The sequence below is a fragment of the Pseudomonas sp. Irchel 3H7 genome, from assembly GCF_900187605.1.
GTDB lineage: Bacteria > Pseudomonadota > Gammaproteobacteria > Pseudomonadales > Pseudomonadaceae > Aquipseudomonas.
Window position 1 is genome coordinate 15,181 of sequence record NZ_FYEA01000003.1, and the last position, 19,683, is coordinate 34,863.

11 protein-coding genes are annotated in these 19,683 nt (G+C 59.3%); 1 reads left to right on the top strand and 10 read right to left on the bottom strand.

The genetic code is table 11. From position 1 onward, the window contains the following. Positions 1-15 precede the first annotated feature (15 nt). The 4 genes from astD to CKW38_RS06190 all read right to left on the bottom strand — a co-directional run bounded on the left by astD (position 16) and on the right by CKW38_RS06190 (position 5,013). Positions 16-1,485 (bottom strand): succinylglutamate-semialdehyde dehydrogenase, encoded by a 1,470-nt coding sequence (gene astD / locus CKW38_RS06175; protein ID WP_176472305.1) that lies wholly within the window; start codon positions 1,483-1,485, stop codon positions 16-18. Beyond that, positions 1,482-2,507 carry an arginine N-succinyltransferase gene (astA, locus tag CKW38_RS06180; protein WP_007919351.1) on the bottom strand — a complete coding sequence of 342 codons (1,026 nt, stop codon included), beginning with the start codon at positions 2,505-2,507 and terminating at the stop codon, positions 1,482-1,484. The genes astD and astA overlap by 4 nt, the downstream gene beginning before the upstream one ends. Before the next feature lie 51 nt (positions 2,508-2,558). Then, positions 2,559-3,578 carry an arginine/ornithine succinyltransferase subunit alpha gene (gene aruF / locus CKW38_RS06185; RefSeq protein ID WP_016983955.1) on the bottom strand — a complete coding sequence of 340 codons (1,020 nt, stop codon included), beginning with the start codon at positions 3,576-3,578 and terminating at the stop codon, positions 2,559-2,561. A 214-nt stretch (positions 3,579-3,792) separates the two neighbouring features. Next, positions 3,793-5,013, bottom strand: coding sequence for an aspartate aminotransferase family protein (locus tag CKW38_RS06190; protein ID WP_007912711.1), 1,221 nt, complete (start codon positions 5,011-5,013; stop codon positions 3,793-3,795). Positions 5,014-5,317: 304 nt separating this feature from the next. On the opposite strand from CKW38_RS06190, the gene CKW38_RS06195 reads away from it, so the two are divergent. Continuing rightward, positions 5,318-13,120: a dermonecrotic toxin domain-containing protein gene (locus CKW38_RS06195; RefSeq protein ID WP_095112214.1), complete on the top strand. Its 7,803-nt coding sequence runs from the start codon at positions 5,318-5,320 to the stop codon at positions 13,118-13,120. Between the two features lie 19 nt (positions 13,121-13,139). Here the strand turns inward: CKW38_RS06195 and argR are convergent, their stop codons facing one another. The 6 genes from argR to CKW38_RS06225 all read right to left on the bottom strand — a co-directional run bounded on the left by argR (position 13,140) and on the right by CKW38_RS06225 (position 18,542). Further along, positions 13,140-14,120 carry a transcriptional regulator ArgR gene (gene argR / locus CKW38_RS06200; protein ID WP_007912706.1) on the bottom strand — a complete coding sequence of 327 codons (981 nt, stop codon included), beginning with the start codon at positions 14,118-14,120 and terminating at the stop codon, positions 13,140-13,142. 266 nt (positions 14,121-14,386) lie between these two features. After that, positions 14,387-15,151 carry an ABC transporter ATP-binding protein gene (locus CKW38_RS06205; RefSeq protein ID WP_007912705.1) on the bottom strand — a complete coding sequence of 255 codons (765 nt, stop codon included), beginning with the start codon at positions 15,149-15,151 and terminating at the stop codon, positions 14,387-14,389. 27 nt (positions 15,152-15,178) lie between these two features. Continuing rightward, positions 15,179-16,291: a M14 family metallopeptidase gene (locus CKW38_RS06210; protein WP_095112215.1), complete on the bottom strand. Its 1,113-nt coding sequence runs from the start codon at positions 16,289-16,291 to the stop codon at positions 15,179-15,181. 1 nt (position 16,292) lies between these two features. Then, entirely contained in the window at positions 16,293-16,991 is a 699-nt protein-coding gene (locus tag CKW38_RS06215; RefSeq protein ID WP_007912703.1) for an ABC transporter permease, read from the bottom strand. Further along, positions 16,988-17,677, bottom strand: a complete 690-nt coding sequence (locus CKW38_RS06220; protein WP_007912702.1) for an ABC transporter permease — start codon at positions 17,675-17,677, stop codon at positions 16,988-16,990. Before CKW38_RS06220 ends, CKW38_RS06215 begins: the two co-directional genes overlap by 4 nt. A 91-nt stretch (positions 17,678-17,768) precedes the next feature. After that, positions 17,769-18,542, bottom strand: a complete 774-nt coding sequence (locus CKW38_RS06225) for an ABC transporter substrate-binding protein (protein ID WP_007912701.1) — start codon at positions 18,540-18,542, stop codon at positions 17,769-17,771. Positions 18,543-19,683 lie beyond the last annotated feature (1,141 nt).

The following is a 19,683-nucleotide window of genomic DNA, read 5'->3' on the forward strand; positions in this document are numbered from 1 at the left end:
GCCAGCGATTGGGCATCACGCCATTTTCACGCCAGGCGTCAGGGCGGCAGGCAACACCAGACTTGGGGTTTCCAGCGACGCCACCGGATACGCGCAGTAATCCGCTGCGTAATAGGCGCTGGCGCGATGGTTGCCCGAGGCACCGACACCGCCAAACGGCGCGCTGCTCGCCGCACCGGTCAGTTGTTTGTTCCAGTTGACGATACCGGCACGGCTTTCCAGCCAGAACTGCTGATAACGTGCTTCGGAATCCGACAGCAAACCGGCGGCCAGACCATAAGCAGTGTCATTCGCCTCAGCGATCGCCGCTTCAAAATCAACGTAGCGAATCACTTGCAACAACGGGCCGAACAATTCTTCGTCCGGACGCTCGGCAACAGCGCTCACATCGAGAATGCCCGGGGTCAGCAGCGCGGCTTGTGCCTGCGGCTGCGTCATTGCCAGCAACGACACGGCGCCGTTAGCCAACAGATGTTCTTGAGCGTCCATCAGCGCTTTCGCCGCGCCGAGGGAAATCACTGAGCCCATGAACGGCGCCGGTTGCTGATCGAATGCACCGACCTCAATCGTCGAGCTGACTTCAACCAAACGCTTGAGCAGGCTGTCGCCCCAGGCGCCTTGCGGTACCAGCAAGCGGCGCGCACACGTGCAACGCTGACCGGCAGAAATGAACGCCGACTGAATGATCGTGTAAACAGCCGCATCGAGATCGGCGACCTGGTCGACCACCAACGGGTTGTTGCCGCCCATTTCCAACGCCAGAATCTTGTCCGGACGCCCGGCAAATTGCTGATGCAGATGATTGCCGGTGCGGCTCGAACCGGTGAAAAACAGACCATCGATGCCCGGATTCGCCGCCAGCGCGATACCGGTTTCGCGAGCGCCTTGCAGCAGGTTCAAAACGCCTGCCGGCAGGCCGGCTTCGATCCAGCACTTGACTGTCAGCTCGGCGACTTTCGGGGTCAGTTCGCTTGGCTTGAACAGCACGCTGTTACCCGCCAGCAGCGCCGGAACGATGTGACCGTTCGGCAGGTGACCGGGGAAGTTGTAAGGACCGAACACCGCCACCACACCGTGCGGCTTGTGGCGCAGTACGGCGGTGGCGTCGCCCAACGGGCCGCTCTTCTCGCCGGTACGCTCGCGGTAGCTCTGCACCGAGATCGCGATCTTGTTGACCATGCTGGTGACTTCGGTCGCGGCTTCCCACAACGGCTTACCGGTTTCCTCACCGATGGTGCGGGCCAGTTCGTCAGCGTGGCTTTTCAGCGCGGCGGCGAACGCCTCCAGCACAGTGATGCGCTCGTCCAGCGAACGCCGCGCCCAGCCCGGAAACGCCTGACGTGCAGCCTGCACCGCCGACTCGACTTGAGCGGTGGTTGCGCCCTCCCCCGACCACAGCACTTGCTGAGTCACCGGGTTCAGCGATTGAAAAGCTTCGCCCTGACCAGCCAGCCACTCACCTGCGATGTATAGCGAATTCATTATTTCGACTCCCGTGCAGCGGACAACGCCACGGCGCGCACTTGATCGCCAGCGTTGAGTTGAAGACGTTTGGCGGTCTGCGGATCGACCACCAGGGTGCCGGCAGCCAGACGCGCCGGCGCAGCAGTGATGCGGCAGTCTTCGCGTTTGCGGTTATGGATGATGAACGGCGTGGCGTCTTCGCCCGGTGTGCCAACGGCCAGCACCAGCGCTTCACTGTCACGCACCGCGCGGATCTTGCCGGTTTCGCATTCGATGGCCGGGCCGGCGTCGAAGATGTCGACGTAACCCTGATAGCTGAACCCTTCGCCCTTGAGCATCGCCAGGGCCGGCTCGGTGTCCGGGTGCACCTGACCGATGACGTTACGTGCGCCTTCGGACAGGAAGCAGGTGTACAGCGGAAATTTCGGCATCAGCTCGGCGATGAAAGCTTTATTGCCGACACCAGTCAGGTAATCGGCCTGGCTGAATTCCATTTTGAAGAAGTGCCGACCGAGGCTTTCCCAGAACGGCGAACGGCCGGCGTCATCGGAGACACCGCGCATTTCGGCGATGATCTTGTTGCCGAACAGTTCCGGGAACTCAGCGATGAACAGCATCCGCGCCTTCGACAGCATGCGACCGTTAAGACCGCTGCGATAATCGGCGTGCAGGAACAACGAGCACAGCTCGGAATTGCCGGTCAGGTCGTTAGCCAGAAACAGCGTCGGAATCTCGCGATAGATGTTCAGCTCTTGCGAAGCACTGACGGTCAGGCCGACACGGAAGTTGTACCAAGGCTCACGCATACCGACCGCACCGGCGATGGCGGAAATCCCCACCACGCGGCCGTCATCGTCTTCGAGCACGAACAGGTAGTCCGCATCACCACGACCGGCTTCACCGCGAAAGGTCTTCTCGGCCCAGCCGACCCGGTGGGCCAGACGCTCTTCGTTGGCCGGCAACGTGGTCAGGCCGGTGCCGGTGCTGCGGGCCAGGTCGATCAGAGCGGATAAATCGCTGCTGCGTACGGGACGAACAATCATGCTATCTCCTCAAACGGGCCGCCTTCGCCACCCGTGAAACTCGCTAAGGCGTTAAACCGCCACCAGGCGCACACTGGCACCTTCACCGACGCCCAGGGCTTCGGCTGCTTCCAGATCCAGAGTCACCGGTTTGCCCGGCGCGTAATCCAGTTCCAGCAGCACCGCGCGGTAATCCTGCAACTGCGCGTTGGCCACCAGATACTGGCGCCCGGCACCTTTCACCGGCTCGCCGATCTTCACCGGCACCACGCGGCTCTGGGCGATCGAACGGATCCCCGAAACACGCGCATGCAGGGTCGGGCCACCGTCGAAAATGTCGATGTAGTGATCGGTCTCGAAGCCTTCGCGCATCAGGATGTCGAAGGTGATCTGCGCACGCGGGTGCACCTGGCCCATCGCCTCTTGGGCGGAGTCCGGCAGCAGCGGCACGTAGATCGGGTAATGCGGCATCAGTTCGGCGAGGAACGTGCGGCTTTTCAGCCCGCACAGACGCTCGGCTTCGGCGTAGTTGAGGTCGAAGAAGTTGCGACCGATCGCATCCCAGAATGGCGAGTCGCCGTTCTCGTCGCTGTAACCGACGATCTCGGTCACCACCGAATCGGCGAAACGCTCCGGGTGGCTGGCAACGAACAACAGACGGCCGCGGGAGTTGAGCTCGGACCACGGTGAACCGACCAGCTCGCGCTGCACGTAGAAACTGGTCAACAAACTGTTGCCGGTCAGGTCGTGGCACTGCGAGAGCACGTGGATCTTGTTGTGGATCTTCAACTCGCGCGAGGCGTGCACGAAGGTCTCGTTACGGAAGCTGTAGAACGGCTCCGAATAACCGGCCGAAGCGACGATGGCCGAGCAGCCGACCAGCTTGCCGGTCGCGGAGTCTTCGAGGACGAAGAAGTAGCTCTCCTCACCGTTGAAGCTCACTTCGGCAGCGAACGAAGCTTCGCTCGCGGCGATCTTGTCGCTCAGACGTTCCACGTCATCCGGCAAGGAAGTGACACCAATCGGGCTGTCCGCAGCCAGACGCTGTACCTCGCCCAGATCAGCCATTTGCGCGGGGCGCATCACCAGCATGGTGTCACTCCTTTCTCTTATAAATTCACAGAAAAAATAACCGGGCCTACATGGAGATCAATGTAGGAGTGAGCCTGCTCGCGATTGCGGTCTGTCAGAAACCAATGAGTCGACTGACAGACCGCAATCGCGAGCAGGCTCACTCCTACAGTTGATCTGGTCCGGCATAAAATTTTGATCGACGCCTGAAAAGCTCCAGGCGTCGAAGGGTCTATCAGGCTTGCGTCAGTGCTGCGGCAGCGCGTTCGAAGCGGTCGAGACCGGCATCGATATCGGCGTCTTCCACCACCAGGCTCGGCGCGAAACGGATCACGTCCGGGCCGGCTTGCAGAATCATCAGGCCTTCTTTTTCAGCGGCGTTGAAGATGTCTTTGGCCTTGCCTTTCCAGGCATCGCTCAGCACGCAACCGATCAACAGACCGAGGCCACGCACCTGAGTGAACAGGCCGTACTTCTCGCCGATCTGCTCAAGGCGCGCCTTGAACTTGTCGTGCTTGGCATTCACGCCGTTCAGCACTTCTGGCGTGTTGATCACGTCGATCACCGCTTCCGCGACCGCGCACGCCAGCGGGTTGCCGCCGTAAGTGGTGCCGTGAGTACCGACGACCAGATGCTTGGCCAGCGCTTCGGTGGTCAGCATGGCCGCGATCGGGAAACCGCCGCCCAGGCTCTTGGCGCTAGTGAGGATGTCCGGAGTCACGCCGTAATGCTGGTAGGCGAACAGCTTGCCGCTGCGGCCCATGCCGGTCTGCACTTCGTCGAACACCAGCAGCGCGTTGTTCGCGTCGCACAGTTCGCGGGCACCTTGCAGGTAAGCCAGTTCAGCTGGCAGCACGCCGCCTTCGCCCTGGATCGGTTCCAGCACGACCGCACAGGTCTTGTCGGACACCGCCGCTTTCAGCGCGGCCAGATCGTTGTAAGGGACGTGGGTAATGCCGGTGATTTTCGGGCCGAAACCGTCGGAGTACTTCGACTGGCCACCGACGTTGACGGTGAACAGGGTACGGCCGTGGAAGCTGTTCAGCGCGGCGATGATTTCGTACTTCTCAGAGCCGAAACGGTCGAACGCCACACGACGGGCCAGCTTGAACGCGGCTTCGTTGGCCTCGGCACCGGAGTTGCAGAAGAACACGCGCTCGGCGAACGTGGCATCGATCAGCTTGTGCGCCAGGCGCAGGGCTGGCTCGTTGGTGAACACGTTGGACACGTGCCACAGCTTGTTCGCTTGCTCGGTCAGTGCACCGACCAGCGCCGGGTGCGCGTGGCCCAATACGTTGACGGCGATGCCGCCGGCGAAGTCGATCAGCTCGCGGCCGGCCTGATCCCAGACGCGGGAACCGGCGCCACGCACTGGAATGAAAGCGGCAGGCGCGTAGTTGGGAACCATTACCTGGTCGAAATCGGCGCGTTGTACCGCAGCGTGCTCAACGGACATCGGAGTCTCCTGATGAGAAACACTCGCCTGAAACTGGCGAGCTTGGTGAGGATTGTAAGGACAGTTTTCAGCCCGGCCTTGTCGCCAAGCGACAACTTCTTATAGCGCAAACCCCGGATTTTCACGGGTTTACGGCAATGCGACATATAGCGTCGCAAAGGCGCAGTTTAACGGGCGCCGCCGATTTGCGGCAGGCTGCAGAGAATACCAACTCCACCCCGCGACAAAGATATAAATATGTACCGCACAAGAGGGGTCGCTTCCTGATTTGCTGCGCGTTCTTTTCAACGCCAAGGATTGGCCCATGCACCTGACTCAGCCACCACCGCCAGTCTCGACTGCCGCGAGCGACGCGCAGCATCACGACGACCACTACCTGCCACTGAAAAACGCCGTACCCGACTGGCTCGGCAACACTTCATCGACCCGCCGCCAGGCGCTCCAGGACAGCCTGCCCCGTCTGTCCACTTCACTCCAATCGGTCCCCGCCGAACAGCATCAACAGATGAAAACCCTCAACGCCGCGCACTGGGCCGCGCAAAGCCAAGTCGATCAAAGCCTCGAACACCTGCAAGACGCCAGCGCCTTTGCCGAGCCCTTGCTCAAACAGGAACTGAACAAATCCTTCGGGCTGGATCTGGATGTGCGCAATACCTTTGTGCGCCTGTACATCCCCGCAACCACCCCGTGGCTCCCGATCAGAACGGGCACGCGCGCCTGGACGGTGTCGTTACTGGAGGCCGCGCTGCACAACTTCGAGGAAGCGGAAACCCGTGACGACGCCTTCGACGTTGACTCGACCTTCGTCACCCGGCCCTCCACCACCGGCCAGTTCATGACCCTGCCGTCGATCAAGGCCAAACTGAGCATTGCCGCCTTCACCCAGCTGTGCCGAAGGCTGGATCTCGGTGCTCAGTACAAAGCCCATCTCGAAGACAACCTCGGCTATACCGATCCGATGGTGGCGTCCGTACTGCGCAGCAAACTGGACGACAGTCAGAAGGCCGCGATGAAAGCGGCCCTGCAATGGGCGCGGATGAACCGCGATGTGTCGGAAAGTTATTTTCGCTTGATCGACGCCGTGCTCGACGGCATGAGAGGACTGTATGTCGGTGGCGCGCCCGTGCGGTGCCATGACATGGGGATGTTGTGCGCGCCGCTCACCGGTATCGTCGTCTTTGCCCCCGACCTGTATGCATCGCGCACCCCGGCGCGGGTGGTGGCCTACGTCCCGGATGATCCCGAGCACCCTTTCAAGGAATACGCATCGACCTACGAACTGTTTGTCGAACTGACGCGCCAGCTGCGTTCGAAAGACTATCAGCAGTTTTTCAGCCGCTTCGTGAACCACGAACATCGCGGCTTTTTCTTCAGCACCCTCAACAGCCGCTTGAGCCAAATGACATGGCATCCGCCGGAGTCCGGCAGCTCACTGCCCGCTTGGCGCGAAACACCTGTAGAACGACCGGATCTGCAAACCACACTGACACCGTTCCAGGTCGATCTGTGGCAACACCTCTATCAATCGAAACTGAACAAAATCTTCAATGACGCCCGGGTGATCGCCGTGCCCACCGCCATGGTGGACCAAAAAGCACGCTGGGCTTTCTGGGACTCGGTGAGCAACATCATCTCGAGCATCGTCCAGGCCGCCGCGCTGATCGTCGCGCCGTTCGTGCCGGTCCTGGGTGAAGCGATGATGGCGTACATGGCGTATCAAATGCTCGATGAAGCTTTCGAGGGCATCATCGAATGGGGACAGGGACGCACGAGCGAAGCGTTCGAACACCTGATGGGCACCGTCGAATCGCTGATCCAACTGGGTATCTTCGGCATGGGCGGCGCGATTGGTGCCGGCGAGTTTCGCAAGGTCTTGCCCAAGGAAGTGGTCGCCTTCATCGACCGCTTCAAGCCTGTACAACTGGCCAATGGCAAAACCCGCTACTGGGATCCCGATCTGGCCCGCTACCAGCACACGGCAGTGCCCGATGCCGGTTCAACGCCCAATGAACTGGGCCTGTACCCGCATCAAGGCAAGCAACTGCTGCCACTGGAAGACGCTCATTTTGCCGTGAGCGAAGGTGCGATTCCCGGCCAATACACGATCGAACATCCCACTCGGCCCGACGCCTACCAACCGACGGTGCGGCACAATGGCGCCGGTGCCTGGCACACCGAACTGGAACAACCACTGGAATGGGACACCGACACGGCGCTGCGGCGAATCAATCCTTCCATCGAGACATTCTCGCCTCCAGACCGCGAGACAATCCTGCGTGTCAGTGGCGTCAATGAAGATGCCGTACGCAAGATGCATGTCGATCAACAAACTCCACCTCCCCTGTTGGCCGACAGCATTCAGCGCTTCAAGATCGATCAACAACTGCAACGCTTTATCGATCAACTCGACAGCAACGTGGCTGAGCAATACCTGCGTGCCGATCCGGCGACACAACTGCAACTGCTGACGCAACACGGCCGCTGGCCGAGCAGCCAACGCCTGCGCCTGGTTGATCAACGAGGCGAACTGCTCTGGCAATCCTCGGCGGACGCAACCTTGCCGCTGACCGAGCTTCGCCTGGACAGCCTGATCGATGGCGACCTGCTCAAGACCCTGCTGGCTTCTCTCGACGAGCAGCAAATCAAAGCGTTGCTCGCAGAACCTTTCAGCGGGCCGACGCCCTCGCTGGAAGTTCGCAGTCAGATGCTGCGCAAGCAACTGGCCCATCTCGCCCGACGCCACCGAAGCTCGCTGTTCGACTCGCGCTATCAGGTCCTTCAGCACATTGACGATCCATTGGCCCAAACAATCATCGACCACGATCCGACACTGCCGGCCAGCCTCGTCCGTGAACTGCTCGAGACCGCCAGCGGTAGTGAATTGATACAGATCAGCAACGGAGAACTGCCGCCGCGCCAACAGGAATTCATGCAACTGGCCAATCAGGAAGTGCGTGTCACCCGCGCTTACGAAGGCCTGGAACTGAACGCCTTGAGCAATGCCGATTCCGATTCCCTTGCGCTGCACAGCCTCAAGCTGCTGCCAGGCTGGAGCGGCGATGTGCGCCTCGAAATCCGCGACGGACGTTACGAAGGCGCGGTACTCGACAGCATCGGACGCGAAGATGCGCCCGCTCGGAAAGTACTGGTTCGCCACCAGGACGGCCGCTATCAATCTTACGACGACCGCGGCCAGGAGCTGCATTCGGCCACGGATTTTTACTCCAGTCTGTTGTACGCATTACCGGACGGCGAACGTCAGAATCTGAACCTGCAGATCGGCCAGGGCGACGCGTTGAGTGCCGCAGTTCGTCAGCGATCACTTGAACGCGAGGAGCTACGCACCGTGCTGTTCGAAGCGCCGATCAGCCAACCGGCCGTGGACACACTACGCCTGGCAGGCTTCGGCAATGATCGACTGAACGCACCCAGAAGCCTTGAAAATGCCGATTTTTTTGAAGCGGGTGAACTCGGTGCGATCGGCATCGAAAACCAGGACAACCTGGTGACCACAGGTCAGCGAATCGTTAGTCCCGAAGAGCGCGTGCAGGCGATCTATCGAGGCATGTCCAACGAGGAGGCGCGTAATTTCGTTGCGGTTTTCCAGAACAACACGGTTGAGTTCAACGCGGAACTGGCCAGGCGCCGCAACGAATACTTCAAGCTCAGTAATGACCTGCGTAACTGGGAAATCGACGTCCCCGCCAATGACCCTGTCAGCGGCCTGCCGTTGACCTATATCGAACGCCGGGCAGCCCTGCAGAATCGCGCGCAGTTCCGAGAAGCGCTACTGCGTTGCTGGCGCAGGCAAACCCGGGGTCCCGCTGGGTACATGTTGCAGATTGCGCAACCCGTACTGGGGGAGCTACCCGCACTGGAAGCGGACTTCAGCCACGTCGTCATGCTCTCCATCAATGGCAGCGCCAATACCAGGGCAGTGGACACCTTTATGCAACGCTTCACGGGCCTGCTGTATCTGGATGCGCAAAACCTCGATCTGCCGAGCCTGCCCCAATCGTTCACCGCAATGCCCAACCTGCGCCAGCTGATCTTGCGCGACTGCGGCATCACCCACTCGGCAACCAATCAGGCAGTGCTTGCATCGTTACCCAACCTTTCGCTGCTGGATCTGCGGGGCAATCCATTGGGCACGCCTCCCGACGTCAGCGCGATGCCTTCGTTGCGTTATCTCAATCTGACCAAGACAGACATCTCCACACTGCCGGACAACCTGCTCGATCACCCGAGACTGATCACCGGCAATTTCGATGGCAACCAGATCAGCGACATACCGGACGTTTTTTTCAACCTGACCAGCTCACTCAGTGACGGCTTCGGTTTTGCCGACAACCCGCTGTCGGCCGCCACCCGAGAGAAAGTGAAAACGTACTATAACCACACAGGCAAACATTTCGGAGTACGCCCGGATCCAGCCGATATTTTGCGCACCACGACGTTGTTTCCTGATCTGAATGCCGACCAGGCCAGTGAATTGTTGTATCGGCTTCCCGGCACATTGACTGACAGCCAGGCTCAGCTCGCCAGTTGGGAGGCCGAGCTCGCAACGTTGAAGACTGAACTCGGCGAATGGGCCAACCAGACACCTGCGCTCGACCCCGTTTTCAATCGACCTTTGACGCTGGATGAGCAAGCACTGGAGCGCAGTGCACGGGATGAGTTTCGGCAAAAACTGGAGCGTTTCTGGCGCACCCGATCAGCGTCTCTCAGAGAAAGCGAGCTGACCGCAACGCTTGATTTCATGGGCGACCTGCCGGCCTTGAGTGCCAATTTCGAGCATGTCTCGCGACTGACACTGACGGGCAATAAAAACCTCACGGCAGTACTGCCGTTCATTCAGCGCTTTGAGAATCTGACCACACTGGAATTGCACGCCTTCGACCTGGAGCCGATTGCCCTTTCGCAGATCAGGATGCCTCGCCTCAGCGTATTGGAACTCAACGATTGCGGCGTGGTGCTGACCCCTGAAAATCAGGCGACACTGGTTTCCCTGAACAACCTGCATACGCTGGACCTGAGCAACAATCCCCTGGGGACTTTCCCCGAGCTGAACCTGCTCCCCGAACTGACCTACCTCGATTTGTCCAACTGCGGCCTCAACGTGACGCCTGACGGGCTGGCCAGTCATCCGAATCTGCGCACTGCAATTATCAGCGGTAACCGCATCAGCGAAATCCCCGATGCGGTGTTCGAGCTGTCGGCCAATCAGAGTGACGGCTTCGACTTTTCCGACAACCCGCTGTCGGTGGCCACACGCAACAAAGTGAAAACCTATTACAGACGCACCGGACAAGACTTCGATGTGCGCGCAGAGACCAGCGATATCGCCCTCATGCGAGATCTGTTTCCGTCCCTGGATGAACAGGAGGCCAGCGATGTAATCTACGACTTGCCCGGAACCCTGGCCGATAGCAGGATTCAGCTCGTCAGGTGGCGGGCCGAGCTTAATCAGCTGACTTCGGACCTGACCGCTTGGGCACCGCAAGTTCCCAGCGTTCATCCCTTGACGGGTGAAGTTCTCACGGCCATTGAACTGTTTGACCAATACGCCGCCCGCTCCGAATTTGGCCAACAGCTGGAACGCTTCTGGCGTCGCCGATCGGTCGAATCAGGCATGCGTGCGGATTTTTTTGAGTCCGACTTGAGGTTCATCGGTGACCTGCCGCAACTGACAACGGACTTCTCTCATGTCGTTGGTGTGAAGCTCAAGGGCAATGCCGCTATCGGTGCCCCCGACGCGTTCATCGATTTGTTCGTCAACACACGCGAGCTGGACCTGCAACAGTTTCCACTGGGTGAAATACCGCAGTCCGTGACCCACCTGCCGAAGCTCACGGAACTGACATTGAGAGACTGCGGCGTGACACTCAGCCCCGCCGACCAGAACACCCTCGCGACACTGAGCGACCTTGAACTGCTGGACCTGAGTCACAATCCACTGGCGGCGATACCCGACCTGCAGCCGCTGCCTGCCATGCGTGACATTCTGCTTTCGAACTCCGGCATTACGGCACTGCCCAATGGCTTCGCCGATCACCCGAACCTGAAAAACGCCTTGTTGAACGGCAACCGCATCACCAATCTGCCCGAAACTTTTTTCAGCCTCGATCTGGACCTCGCCGACGGCACCAATCTGGCCAGCAATCCACTGTCCCTGCCCACTCGCGAGCGCATCAAAACCTACTATGTCGAGCACGGACGCCATTTTGACGTGATGCCGGATGTAGGCGACCTGGCCAGCGCACAAAGGTTGTATCCATGGATGGACATCGACGATGCCAGTCACATGATCTATCACTTGCCCGGCACGCTGCAGGCAGGTACTGCGCAACTGCTGCGCTGGGAAGCGGAAATCAGCCAGATGATCAGCGACTTGAGCGCTTGGTCCGAACGCATACCGTTGCGCAATCCCATGACCGGCGAAATCCTGAGCGTGCCTGAGCGCGTGGAAGAACAATTCAAGAGGAGAGAGTTCAGTCAAAACCTGGAACAGTTCTGGCGCGCCAGAAACACCGACAAGCCCGAACTGAGGCTCAATACGCTAGATATCGTTGCTCACTTTGCGGGGGAACTGCCGTCGCTGTCTGCCGACTTCAGCCACGTCGTCCGCTTGTCCATTCAGGGTAATGAAACGCTAAATGCCCCGGACAGTTTCCTGATGTGCTTCAAGGGATTGCAAGCCATGGAGCTGCGCGGCTTCAAGCTGGGCCGCATGCCACGGGCGCTGGCACTCATGCTGTCCCTCGAAACACTGATGCTGAACAGTTGTGGTGTGGTACTCGACGCCATGGGCCAGGCCACGCTTAGCGCGATGAGCGGGTTGAAAGGACTGGACTTGTACAACAACCCTCTGGGCACTGCGCCGGATGTCGGAGCATTACGCGCGCTGTCGGCCCTGGATCTTTCCCGCACCGGTATTACTCAGGTGCCCGCCGGCGTGGGGCAGTTACCTCGCCTGCGTGACACGTTCCTCAGCGAAAACGCCATTGTCGAATTGCCGGAAGACTTGACTGGCTTTGGCACCAACGGGGTTGTCCTGAGGGCCAATCCACTGTCCACGGCCTCAAAAAACCGGATAAAAGCCTTCTACCAACTCAGTTATCAGAACCTGGGTGTTTTGGCTGAGCAGGCTGACATTGCCCTGGCGCGAGACCTGTATCCCGCCATCAGTGAAGCCGATGCCAACCATCTGGTCTATGGCCTGCCCGGGACAATGGCCGAAGGACGCATCGAATTACTGCGTCGCCAGAGCGACCTCGCCACGCTACTGCGCGAGCTTGAGGTATGGGCGCGGGAGGTTCCGCGTGATCCGCTCACAGGCGCTAACATGGGCGACGAAGCGCTACGCCAGGAAAACGCCAGACGCAGCTGGTTCAGGGATGGCCTGGAACAAAGCTTGCGCGTAGCGCCGGGAGGCCTGGCCTCTTCTGAGGTAGCCCTTGATCTGTCTTTCCATGGCGAGTTGCCGAAACTGAGCGGGCGTTTCGAGCAGACCAGCAAACTGACACTGACAAGTACTGCCAACGTGCACCCCCGGGTTGACCGATTGCTTGAGCTGTTCCCGTCACTCAAAAAACTGGATATTCGCGCCTATCAACTCAACGAGATTCCCGCCTCAATCTTGCGCATGAGCAATCTGACCAGCCTGGAACTGCCCCATTGCCGCATCGTACTGACTGAGCAAACCGTGAATGCACTGGCGGCGATGGAAAACCTGCGCATTCTTGACTTGAGCCACAATCCATTGGGGCTGACACCGGACCTGAGAAACTTCAACGCGTGTCACTCTCTGCGATTGAGCAACACGGGACTGACCGACGTACCGGTCGGCCTTTTTGAGATGCCGCAGCTGACGTATGCAGATCTTTCCGCCAACGCCATCATCGAACTCCCCGACCCACTGCCCTCTCCTGCTGACGGTAGAGGTGCCACCTATGACTTCAGCAACAATCCACTAAGCCTGGAGAGTCAGCAGCGTTTGACTATTTACAATGCGACCAACGAAACGCGACTGCAGGAGGAGCGAGAATGGCTGGCCAGCGCTTACCAAGCGCTGGACAACTTCAGGGATATGTCGTTTTCCGATTGAGCCAGACGTACGCCGAGACCTAACCGCGCTCTGGCGGCACTGACGACAATTCGAACGGACTGCTGCTGCGCCGCTGGTTGCGATCTTCCCGCGGCGTGGCGCCGAAGAAGTTGCGATAGGCGCTGGAGAAATGCGGCCCCGAGGAGAAGCCACACGAAAGGCCGATCTGGATGATCGACTTGCTGGTTTGCATCAACATCTGCCGGGCCTTGTTCAGGCGCAATTCCAGGTAGTACTGGCTCGGCACACGGTTGAGGTATTGCTTGAAGATGCGCTCCAGTTGGCGACGCGACACGCACACGTGTTGGGCGATTTCGTCGGTGGTCAGTGGCTCTTCGATGTTGGCTTCCATCAGCAACACCGCTTGAGTGAGCTTCGGATGGCTGGAGCCGAGACGGTTCTGCAGCGGGATGCGCTGACGCTCGCCGCCTTCACGAATGCGTTCAACCACCAGTTCTTCCGAGACTGCACCGGCCAATTCCGCACCGTGATCGCGGGCCAGCACCGCCAGCAACAGATCGAGCACGGACATGCCACCGCAGGCGGTCAGGCGATCGCGATCCCAGTCGAACAAGTGACTGGTGGCGATGACTTTCGGAAAACGCTCGGCGAAATCGTCCTGCCAGCGCCAGTGCACGGCAGCGCGATAACCGTCGAGCAAACCGAGTTGCGCCAGCGGGTACACACCCGCGGACAGACCGCCGATGACCGTGCCGGCACGCACCAATTGCTTCAGTGCACTGCTGAGAGCCGGCGCCAACGTGGTCGGTGGCTCGTCAGCGAGCAGGAACAGTTTCTGGAAATTTTCGAGTTTGCCGGCCCACGCTTCGCCGGGTAATTGCCAGGCACCTTCGGCGGGTGGCTCGGCTTGCAGGAACGACAGTTCGTAAACCACATCCGGGTGCACCCGCTGAGCAACACGCAAGGCTTCCTCCGCCAGCGCCAGCGTCAACGCTTTAGTGCTGGGCCAAATCAGGAAACCAATTCGATGGGCAGTCATGGGCGGGCAATCCGAAACGAAGAACAGTGATGAAGGCATGGGCCAATGCTAGCCCGTAAATGAACACAAATCTTGAGCCTGACGCAGATCCACCATCGGGACTGGAATGCCATTCCCATGTAGGAGCTGTCGAGTGGAACGAGGCTGCGATCTTTTGATCTTCAAAAACAGATCAAAAGATCGCAGCCTTCGGCAGCTCCTACAGTGGATTGGAGCCAACCTTCAGGTCGCGAAGCATGACCTGATTTGGTGCATAACGGCAGCGATTACTTGAGGCTGCCCGAGAGGAATTGCTGCAAACGTTCCGATTGCGGATTCACCAGCACTTCGCGCGGGTTGCCGCTCTCTTCCACCACACCTTTGTGCAGGAACACCAACTGGTTCGACACTTCACGGGCAAAACCCATTTCGTGCGTAACCACAACCATGGTGCGACCTTCCTGCGCCAGCGCTTGCATGACTTTCAGCACGTCGCCCACCAGTTCCGGGTCGAGGGCCGAAGTCGGTTCGTCGAACAGCATCACTTCAGGCTCCATCGCTAGCGCACGGGCAATCGCCACGCGCTGCTGCTCGCCACCGGACATGTGCCCCGGGAACGCATCTTTACGATGGGCCACGCCGACCTTGTTCAGGTAGTACTCGGCTTTTTCGCGCGCTTCGTACTTGGGTACGCCAAGCACGTGAACCGGCGCTTCCATGATGTTTTCAATCGCGGTCATGTGCGACCACAGGTTGAAATGCTGAAACACCATCGACAGGCGCGAACGCATGCGTTGCAGCTGCTTCGGATCAGCGGCTTTCAGCGCGCCGTCCTTGTTCGCCACCAGTTTCAGCTCTTCGTTGTTGAGCAGAATCTTGCCCGCGTGCGGCTGCTCGAGCAGGTTGATGCAGCGCAGGAAAGTACTTTTGCCGGAGCCACTGGAGCCGATGATGCTGATCACATCGCCGGCTGCCGCTTTCAGGGACACGCCCTTGAGCACTTCGTGACTGCCATAGCGTTTATGCAGGTCTTGGACTTCAAGTTTGTACATGCGGTCGGTTCTCACAAAAACAGTCAGTCAGTCGTTGAGCAAGCGCCCGTGACGTAGCGCTTCGCGCCCCGCCACCTTGGCCAGCCAGAAACCGGGTTGGGCATAACGCAGCCGTTCAATGGCAAACAGCACCCCGGAGGTACCAGCACATACCGTGCTGACCCGATCGGACAGAGGATCAATCACTTCAAAAATCTCGTCGCCGGCCTCGACCCATTCGCCGGGCTTGCGCAGAAAACTCACGACGCCCGGATGCGGTGCGAAGAGCAACTCGGTGCCTTCGAACGGCATGCCTTCACAGGCTTCGTGTGCTGGGTTCGGCCACTCGCCGGTGATCAGGCCTTGCTCGGCGAGGAACGCAAGAATGCCTTCAGCATACGCCTGCGCTTCGGCGCGACCGGTATCGGCCTGACCGCCCAGCTCAATGGTCGTCGCCAGACACGCCAGCGGAATCTGCGAATCAGGGAACTGCCGCGACAGACGCAACCATGGCAACGAACAGGCTTCATCGAACGAGCTGCCGCCGGAATCTTCCGCTAGCAATCCGACCTTCACATTCAGGTGCGCGGCCAGCGAACGCCACTGCGGCCAGTGTTGCGGCAACGCGTACATGTGCAGCGCGGCTTCAGCATCGCAGTGCAAATCAAGCACCACATCAGCGGTGCAAGCGTGGCTGAGCAACACCCGCTGCATGCCTTGCAACTGGCTGCTTGCCTCTGGCAATGCCGCCAGATGATCGGCCATGGCCTGACGGATCAGACGCACATTGGCGTGCGGATCATCACCGAGGCTTTCAGCCAAAGCGGCCGCAACCGGCGCGCTGAGCTCGACGAAATCACGGTTGAAATTCTTGCCGCTACCGGCCTCGAAACGGCCTTGGTGATTGCCTTGCAGCAATTGCCCGAGGCCCAACGGGTTAGCGACCGGCACCAGCTCGATGACACCGTTGAGCAAGCCTTTGGCTTCGAGTTCGCCGAGGCGCTTTTTCAGCTCCCAAGCGGTGCGCATGCCCGGCAATTCATCAGCATGGAGGCTGGCCTGAATGTAGGCCTTGCGCTCGCCGTGGCCGAAGCGGAAAACCGAAATCTTGCGCTCGCTGCCCAGGTGGCTCCACGGCAATACGTGGTCGATGCGTTCCATATCAGTGCTTCCGCGGGGCCAGGTAGCTCAACCAGCGACGCTCGGCCAGTTTGAACAGCTTGACCAGAATGAACGTCAGGCACAGGTAGAACACGCCGGCGGTGATGTACGCCTCGAACGGCAGATAGAACTGCGCGTTGACGGTACGCGCCGCGCCAGTGATGTCGATCAAAGTGACGATGGAGGCCAGACTGGTGGTCTGCAGCATCATGATCACTTCGTTGCTGTACTGCGGCAGTGCCCGGCGCAGGGCCGATGGCAGCAGGATGCGCTTGTACAGTTTGAAGCGCGACATGCCCATGGCCTTGGCCGCTTCGATTTCACCGTTTGGCGTAGCCTTGAGGCTGCCAGCAATGATTTCAGCGGTGTAGGCGCTGGTGTTGACCGCGAACGCCAGACACGCGCAGAACGTTGCACTGGACAGCCACGGCCAGAGGAAGCTTTCGCGGACCGCTTCAAACTGCGCCAGACCGTAGTAGATCAGGAACAGTTGCACCAGCATCGGCGTGCCCCGGATCACGTAGGTGTACAGCCACGCGGCGCCGTTGACGACCGGGTTCTTCGAGACGCGCATCAGCCCCAGCGGCAGGGCCGCGAGCAGACCGAAAAACAGCGACAGCGCGAGCAGTTTGAGGGTGGTCAGCAGGCCGCCGAGGTACAGCGGCATGGCCTCCCAAATGACGTTGTAGTCGAAGATCATAGATCAGCCGCCCTTACGCCTACCGAGTAGCGCTTCTCAAGTTGACGCAGGATCAGCAACGAAACACTGGTGATGACCAGGTACATCGCTGCCACTGCGAGGAAGAAGGTGAAAGGCTCACGGGTGGCATCTGCCGCCTGCTTGGCCTTGAACATCATGTCTTGCAGACCGACCACGGAAATCAGCGCGGTCGCCTTGGTCAGTACCAGCCAGTTGTTGGTGAAGCCCGGAATCGCCAGGCGAATCATCTGCGGCACCATCACCCGGAAGAACACCTGAAAACTGCTCATGCCGTACGCCATGCCGGCTTCGGCCTGACCTTTGGGAATGGCCATGAACGCGCCACGGAAGGTTTCCGACAGGTACGCACCGAAAATGAAACCGAGGGTGCCGATACCGGCGGCCAGCGGATTCAGGTCGATGTAGTCGTCATAACCGAGCATCGGTGCGACGCGGTTGAGCAAATCCTGGCCGCCGTAGAAGATCAGCAGGATCAGCACCAGATCGGGAATCCCGCGGATCACCGTGGAATACAGATCGCCCAGCCAGGCCAGCCAGCGCACCGGCGACAGGCGCAACGCGACACCGATCAGCCCGAGAACGATGGCCAGAGCCATGGACGACAAGGCGAGCTGAAGCGTCAGCCATGCGCCATCGAGGATGACAGCCCCGTAGCCTTTCAACATGATTCAGGTCCTCGAAAGTTGGGATGAAAAAATGGCGCAAACCGCAGAGATCCTGTTGCTTGCGCCATTTCGGACTTGTCGCAGAGACGTGTTACTTGCCGTAGATATCGAAGGCGAAGTATTTGTCCTGGATTGCCTTGTATTTGCCGTTTTCGCGGATGGCCGCGATGGCCGCGTTGATCTTGTCTTTCAGGGCGTCGCCCTTACGTACCGCGATGCCTACGCCGTCGCCGAAGTATTTGACGTCGGTGAACGCCGGGCCTGCGAACGCGAAGCCTTTGCCGGCGTCGGTGTTGAGGAAGCCATCTTGCAGCAGGGTGGCGTCAGCCACGGTACCGTCGAGACGACCGGCGGCCACGTCAAGGTAGATTTCGTTCTGCGAGCCGTACGGCTTGATCTCGGCACCCAGTGGCGCCAGGACTTCGCGGGCGAAACGCTCGTGGATCGAACCACGTTGCACGCCGATGTTCTTGCCCTTCAGCTCAGCCAGACCTTCGCTGACCTGAGTACCGGACTTCATGACCAGACGTGCCGGGGTGTTGTAGTACTTGTTGGTGAAGTCGACCGACTTCTTGCGATCTTCAGTGATCGACATGGACGACAGAATCGCGTCGATCTTGCGCACTTTCAGTGCCGGGATCAGACCGTCGAACTCTTGCTCGACCCACACACACTTGACCTGCATCTGCTCGCACAGAGCGTTGCCGATGTCGTAGTCGAAACCGACGATGCTGCCATCCGGTGCTTTCGAAGCGAACGGAGGGTAAGCCGCTTCGATACCGATCTTCAGAGGTTTTTCGTCAGCGAAGGCGTTCATCGACAGCACGGACAGTGCCAGGGCGCCAAGCAGCACAAGTTTCTTCATCTTGGGACTCCATCGGTAAAGGGCAAAAACGGCAGAGTGAGCGACAGCCCAATATGCGAATGGGTGAATCGGGAAATCGGTTGCTGCATCGGTGGGAAATTTCCCATTGAAACCGTCAGAGATTTCAACGTCAGCCACGATGAGCGAGTGATCGGCATTCTAACGACAGGCCCGAAGCCGATATTTCTTCAATGCGACAACTAATTACAGATGCACAGAGAAAGCGACTTTGGCACATTGACAGCCCTGCAATTTCATGCAAGAGCGAAAGACAGTGAACCGATCTATGCTGCAAATTGCGGGCCTATTATTCGCAAACCCTTCTAATCCGGCAAGCGCAGCGTTGTGTCTTATTTTTCACCGGGGGTTTCGAGGCTCTAAAACGGGGCGATGCGTTTCCCTTTGCCCCGCTCCGGGGCGGGCGGTTACACATTCGGTTACGTGGAACGCGGCGGGTAACAGCGGGAAAGGTCTTACGGGGGAGATCGATAATTATTGGTTGGGTGTTCTTGCGTTCCGACAGTGGACTACACAGTTGCCTGACAGATTGCTATCGCTGGCAAGCCAGCTCCCACAGGGATATTCGGCGAAGCTGAAATTTCCGACACACCACAAACTCTGTGGGAGCTGGCTTGCCAGCGATTAGGCCAGAGCAGCCACCCCCAATATGCGCTGGAACCAAAATCTCCAACGCACCACAAACTCTGTGGGAGCTGGCTTGCCAGCGATTAGGCCAGAGCAGCCACCCCCAATATGCGCTGGAACCAAAATATCCAACACACCACAAAACCTGTGGGAGCTGGCTTGCCAGCGATTAGGCCAGAGCAGCCACCCCCAATATGCGCTGGAACCAAAATCTCCAACACACCACAAAACCTGTGGGAGCTGGCTTGCCAGCGATTAGGCCAGAGCAGCCCCCCCCAATATGCGCTGAAACCAAAATTTCCAACACACCACAAAACCTGTGGGAGCTGGCTTGCCAGCGATGAGGCCAGAGCAGCCACCCCCAATATGCGCTGGAACCAAAATATCCAACACACCACAAAACCTGTGGGAGCTGGCTTGCCAGCGATGGGGCCAGACCAGCCACCACAAAAACAGCAGACACAAAAAAGCCCCGCCCAGCATCACCGGACAGGGC

Coding starts and splice junctions, on each gene's coding strand:
- astA (WP_007919351.1), bottom strand. CDS start 2,507: ATGATTGTTCGTCCCGTACGCAGCAGCGATTTATCCGCTCTGATCGAC.
- aruF (WP_016983955.1), bottom strand. CDS start 3,578: ATGCTGGTGATGCGCCCCGCGCAAATGGCTGATCTGGGCGAGGTACAG.
- CKW38_RS06190 (WP_007912711.1), bottom strand. CDS start 5,013: ATGTCCGTTGAGCACGCTGCGGTACAACGCGCCGATTTCGACCAGGTA.
- CKW38_RS06195 (WP_095112214.1), top strand. CDS start 5,318: ATGCACCTGACTCAGCCACCACCGCCAGTCTCGACTGCCGCGAGCGAC.
- argR (WP_007912706.1), bottom strand. CDS start 14,120: ATGACTGCCCATCGAATTGGTTTCCTGATTTGGCCCAGCACTAAAGCG.
- CKW38_RS06205 (WP_007912705.1), bottom strand. CDS start 15,151: ATGTACAAACTTGAAGTCCAAGACCTGCATAAACGCTATGGCAGTCAC.
- CKW38_RS06210 (WP_095112215.1), bottom strand. CDS start 16,291: ATGGAACGCATCGACCACGTATTGCCGTGGAGCCACCTGGGCAGCGAG.
- CKW38_RS06215 (WP_007912703.1), bottom strand. CDS start 16,991: ATGATCTTCGACTACAACGTCATTTGGGAGGCCATGCCGCTGTACCTC.
- CKW38_RS06220 (WP_007912702.1), bottom strand. CDS start 17,677: ATGTTGAAAGGCTACGGGGCTGTCATCCTCGATGGCGCATGGCTGACG.
- CKW38_RS06225 (WP_007912701.1), bottom strand. CDS start 18,542: ATGAAGAAACTTGTGCTGCTTGGCGCCCTGGCACTGTCCGTGCTGTCG.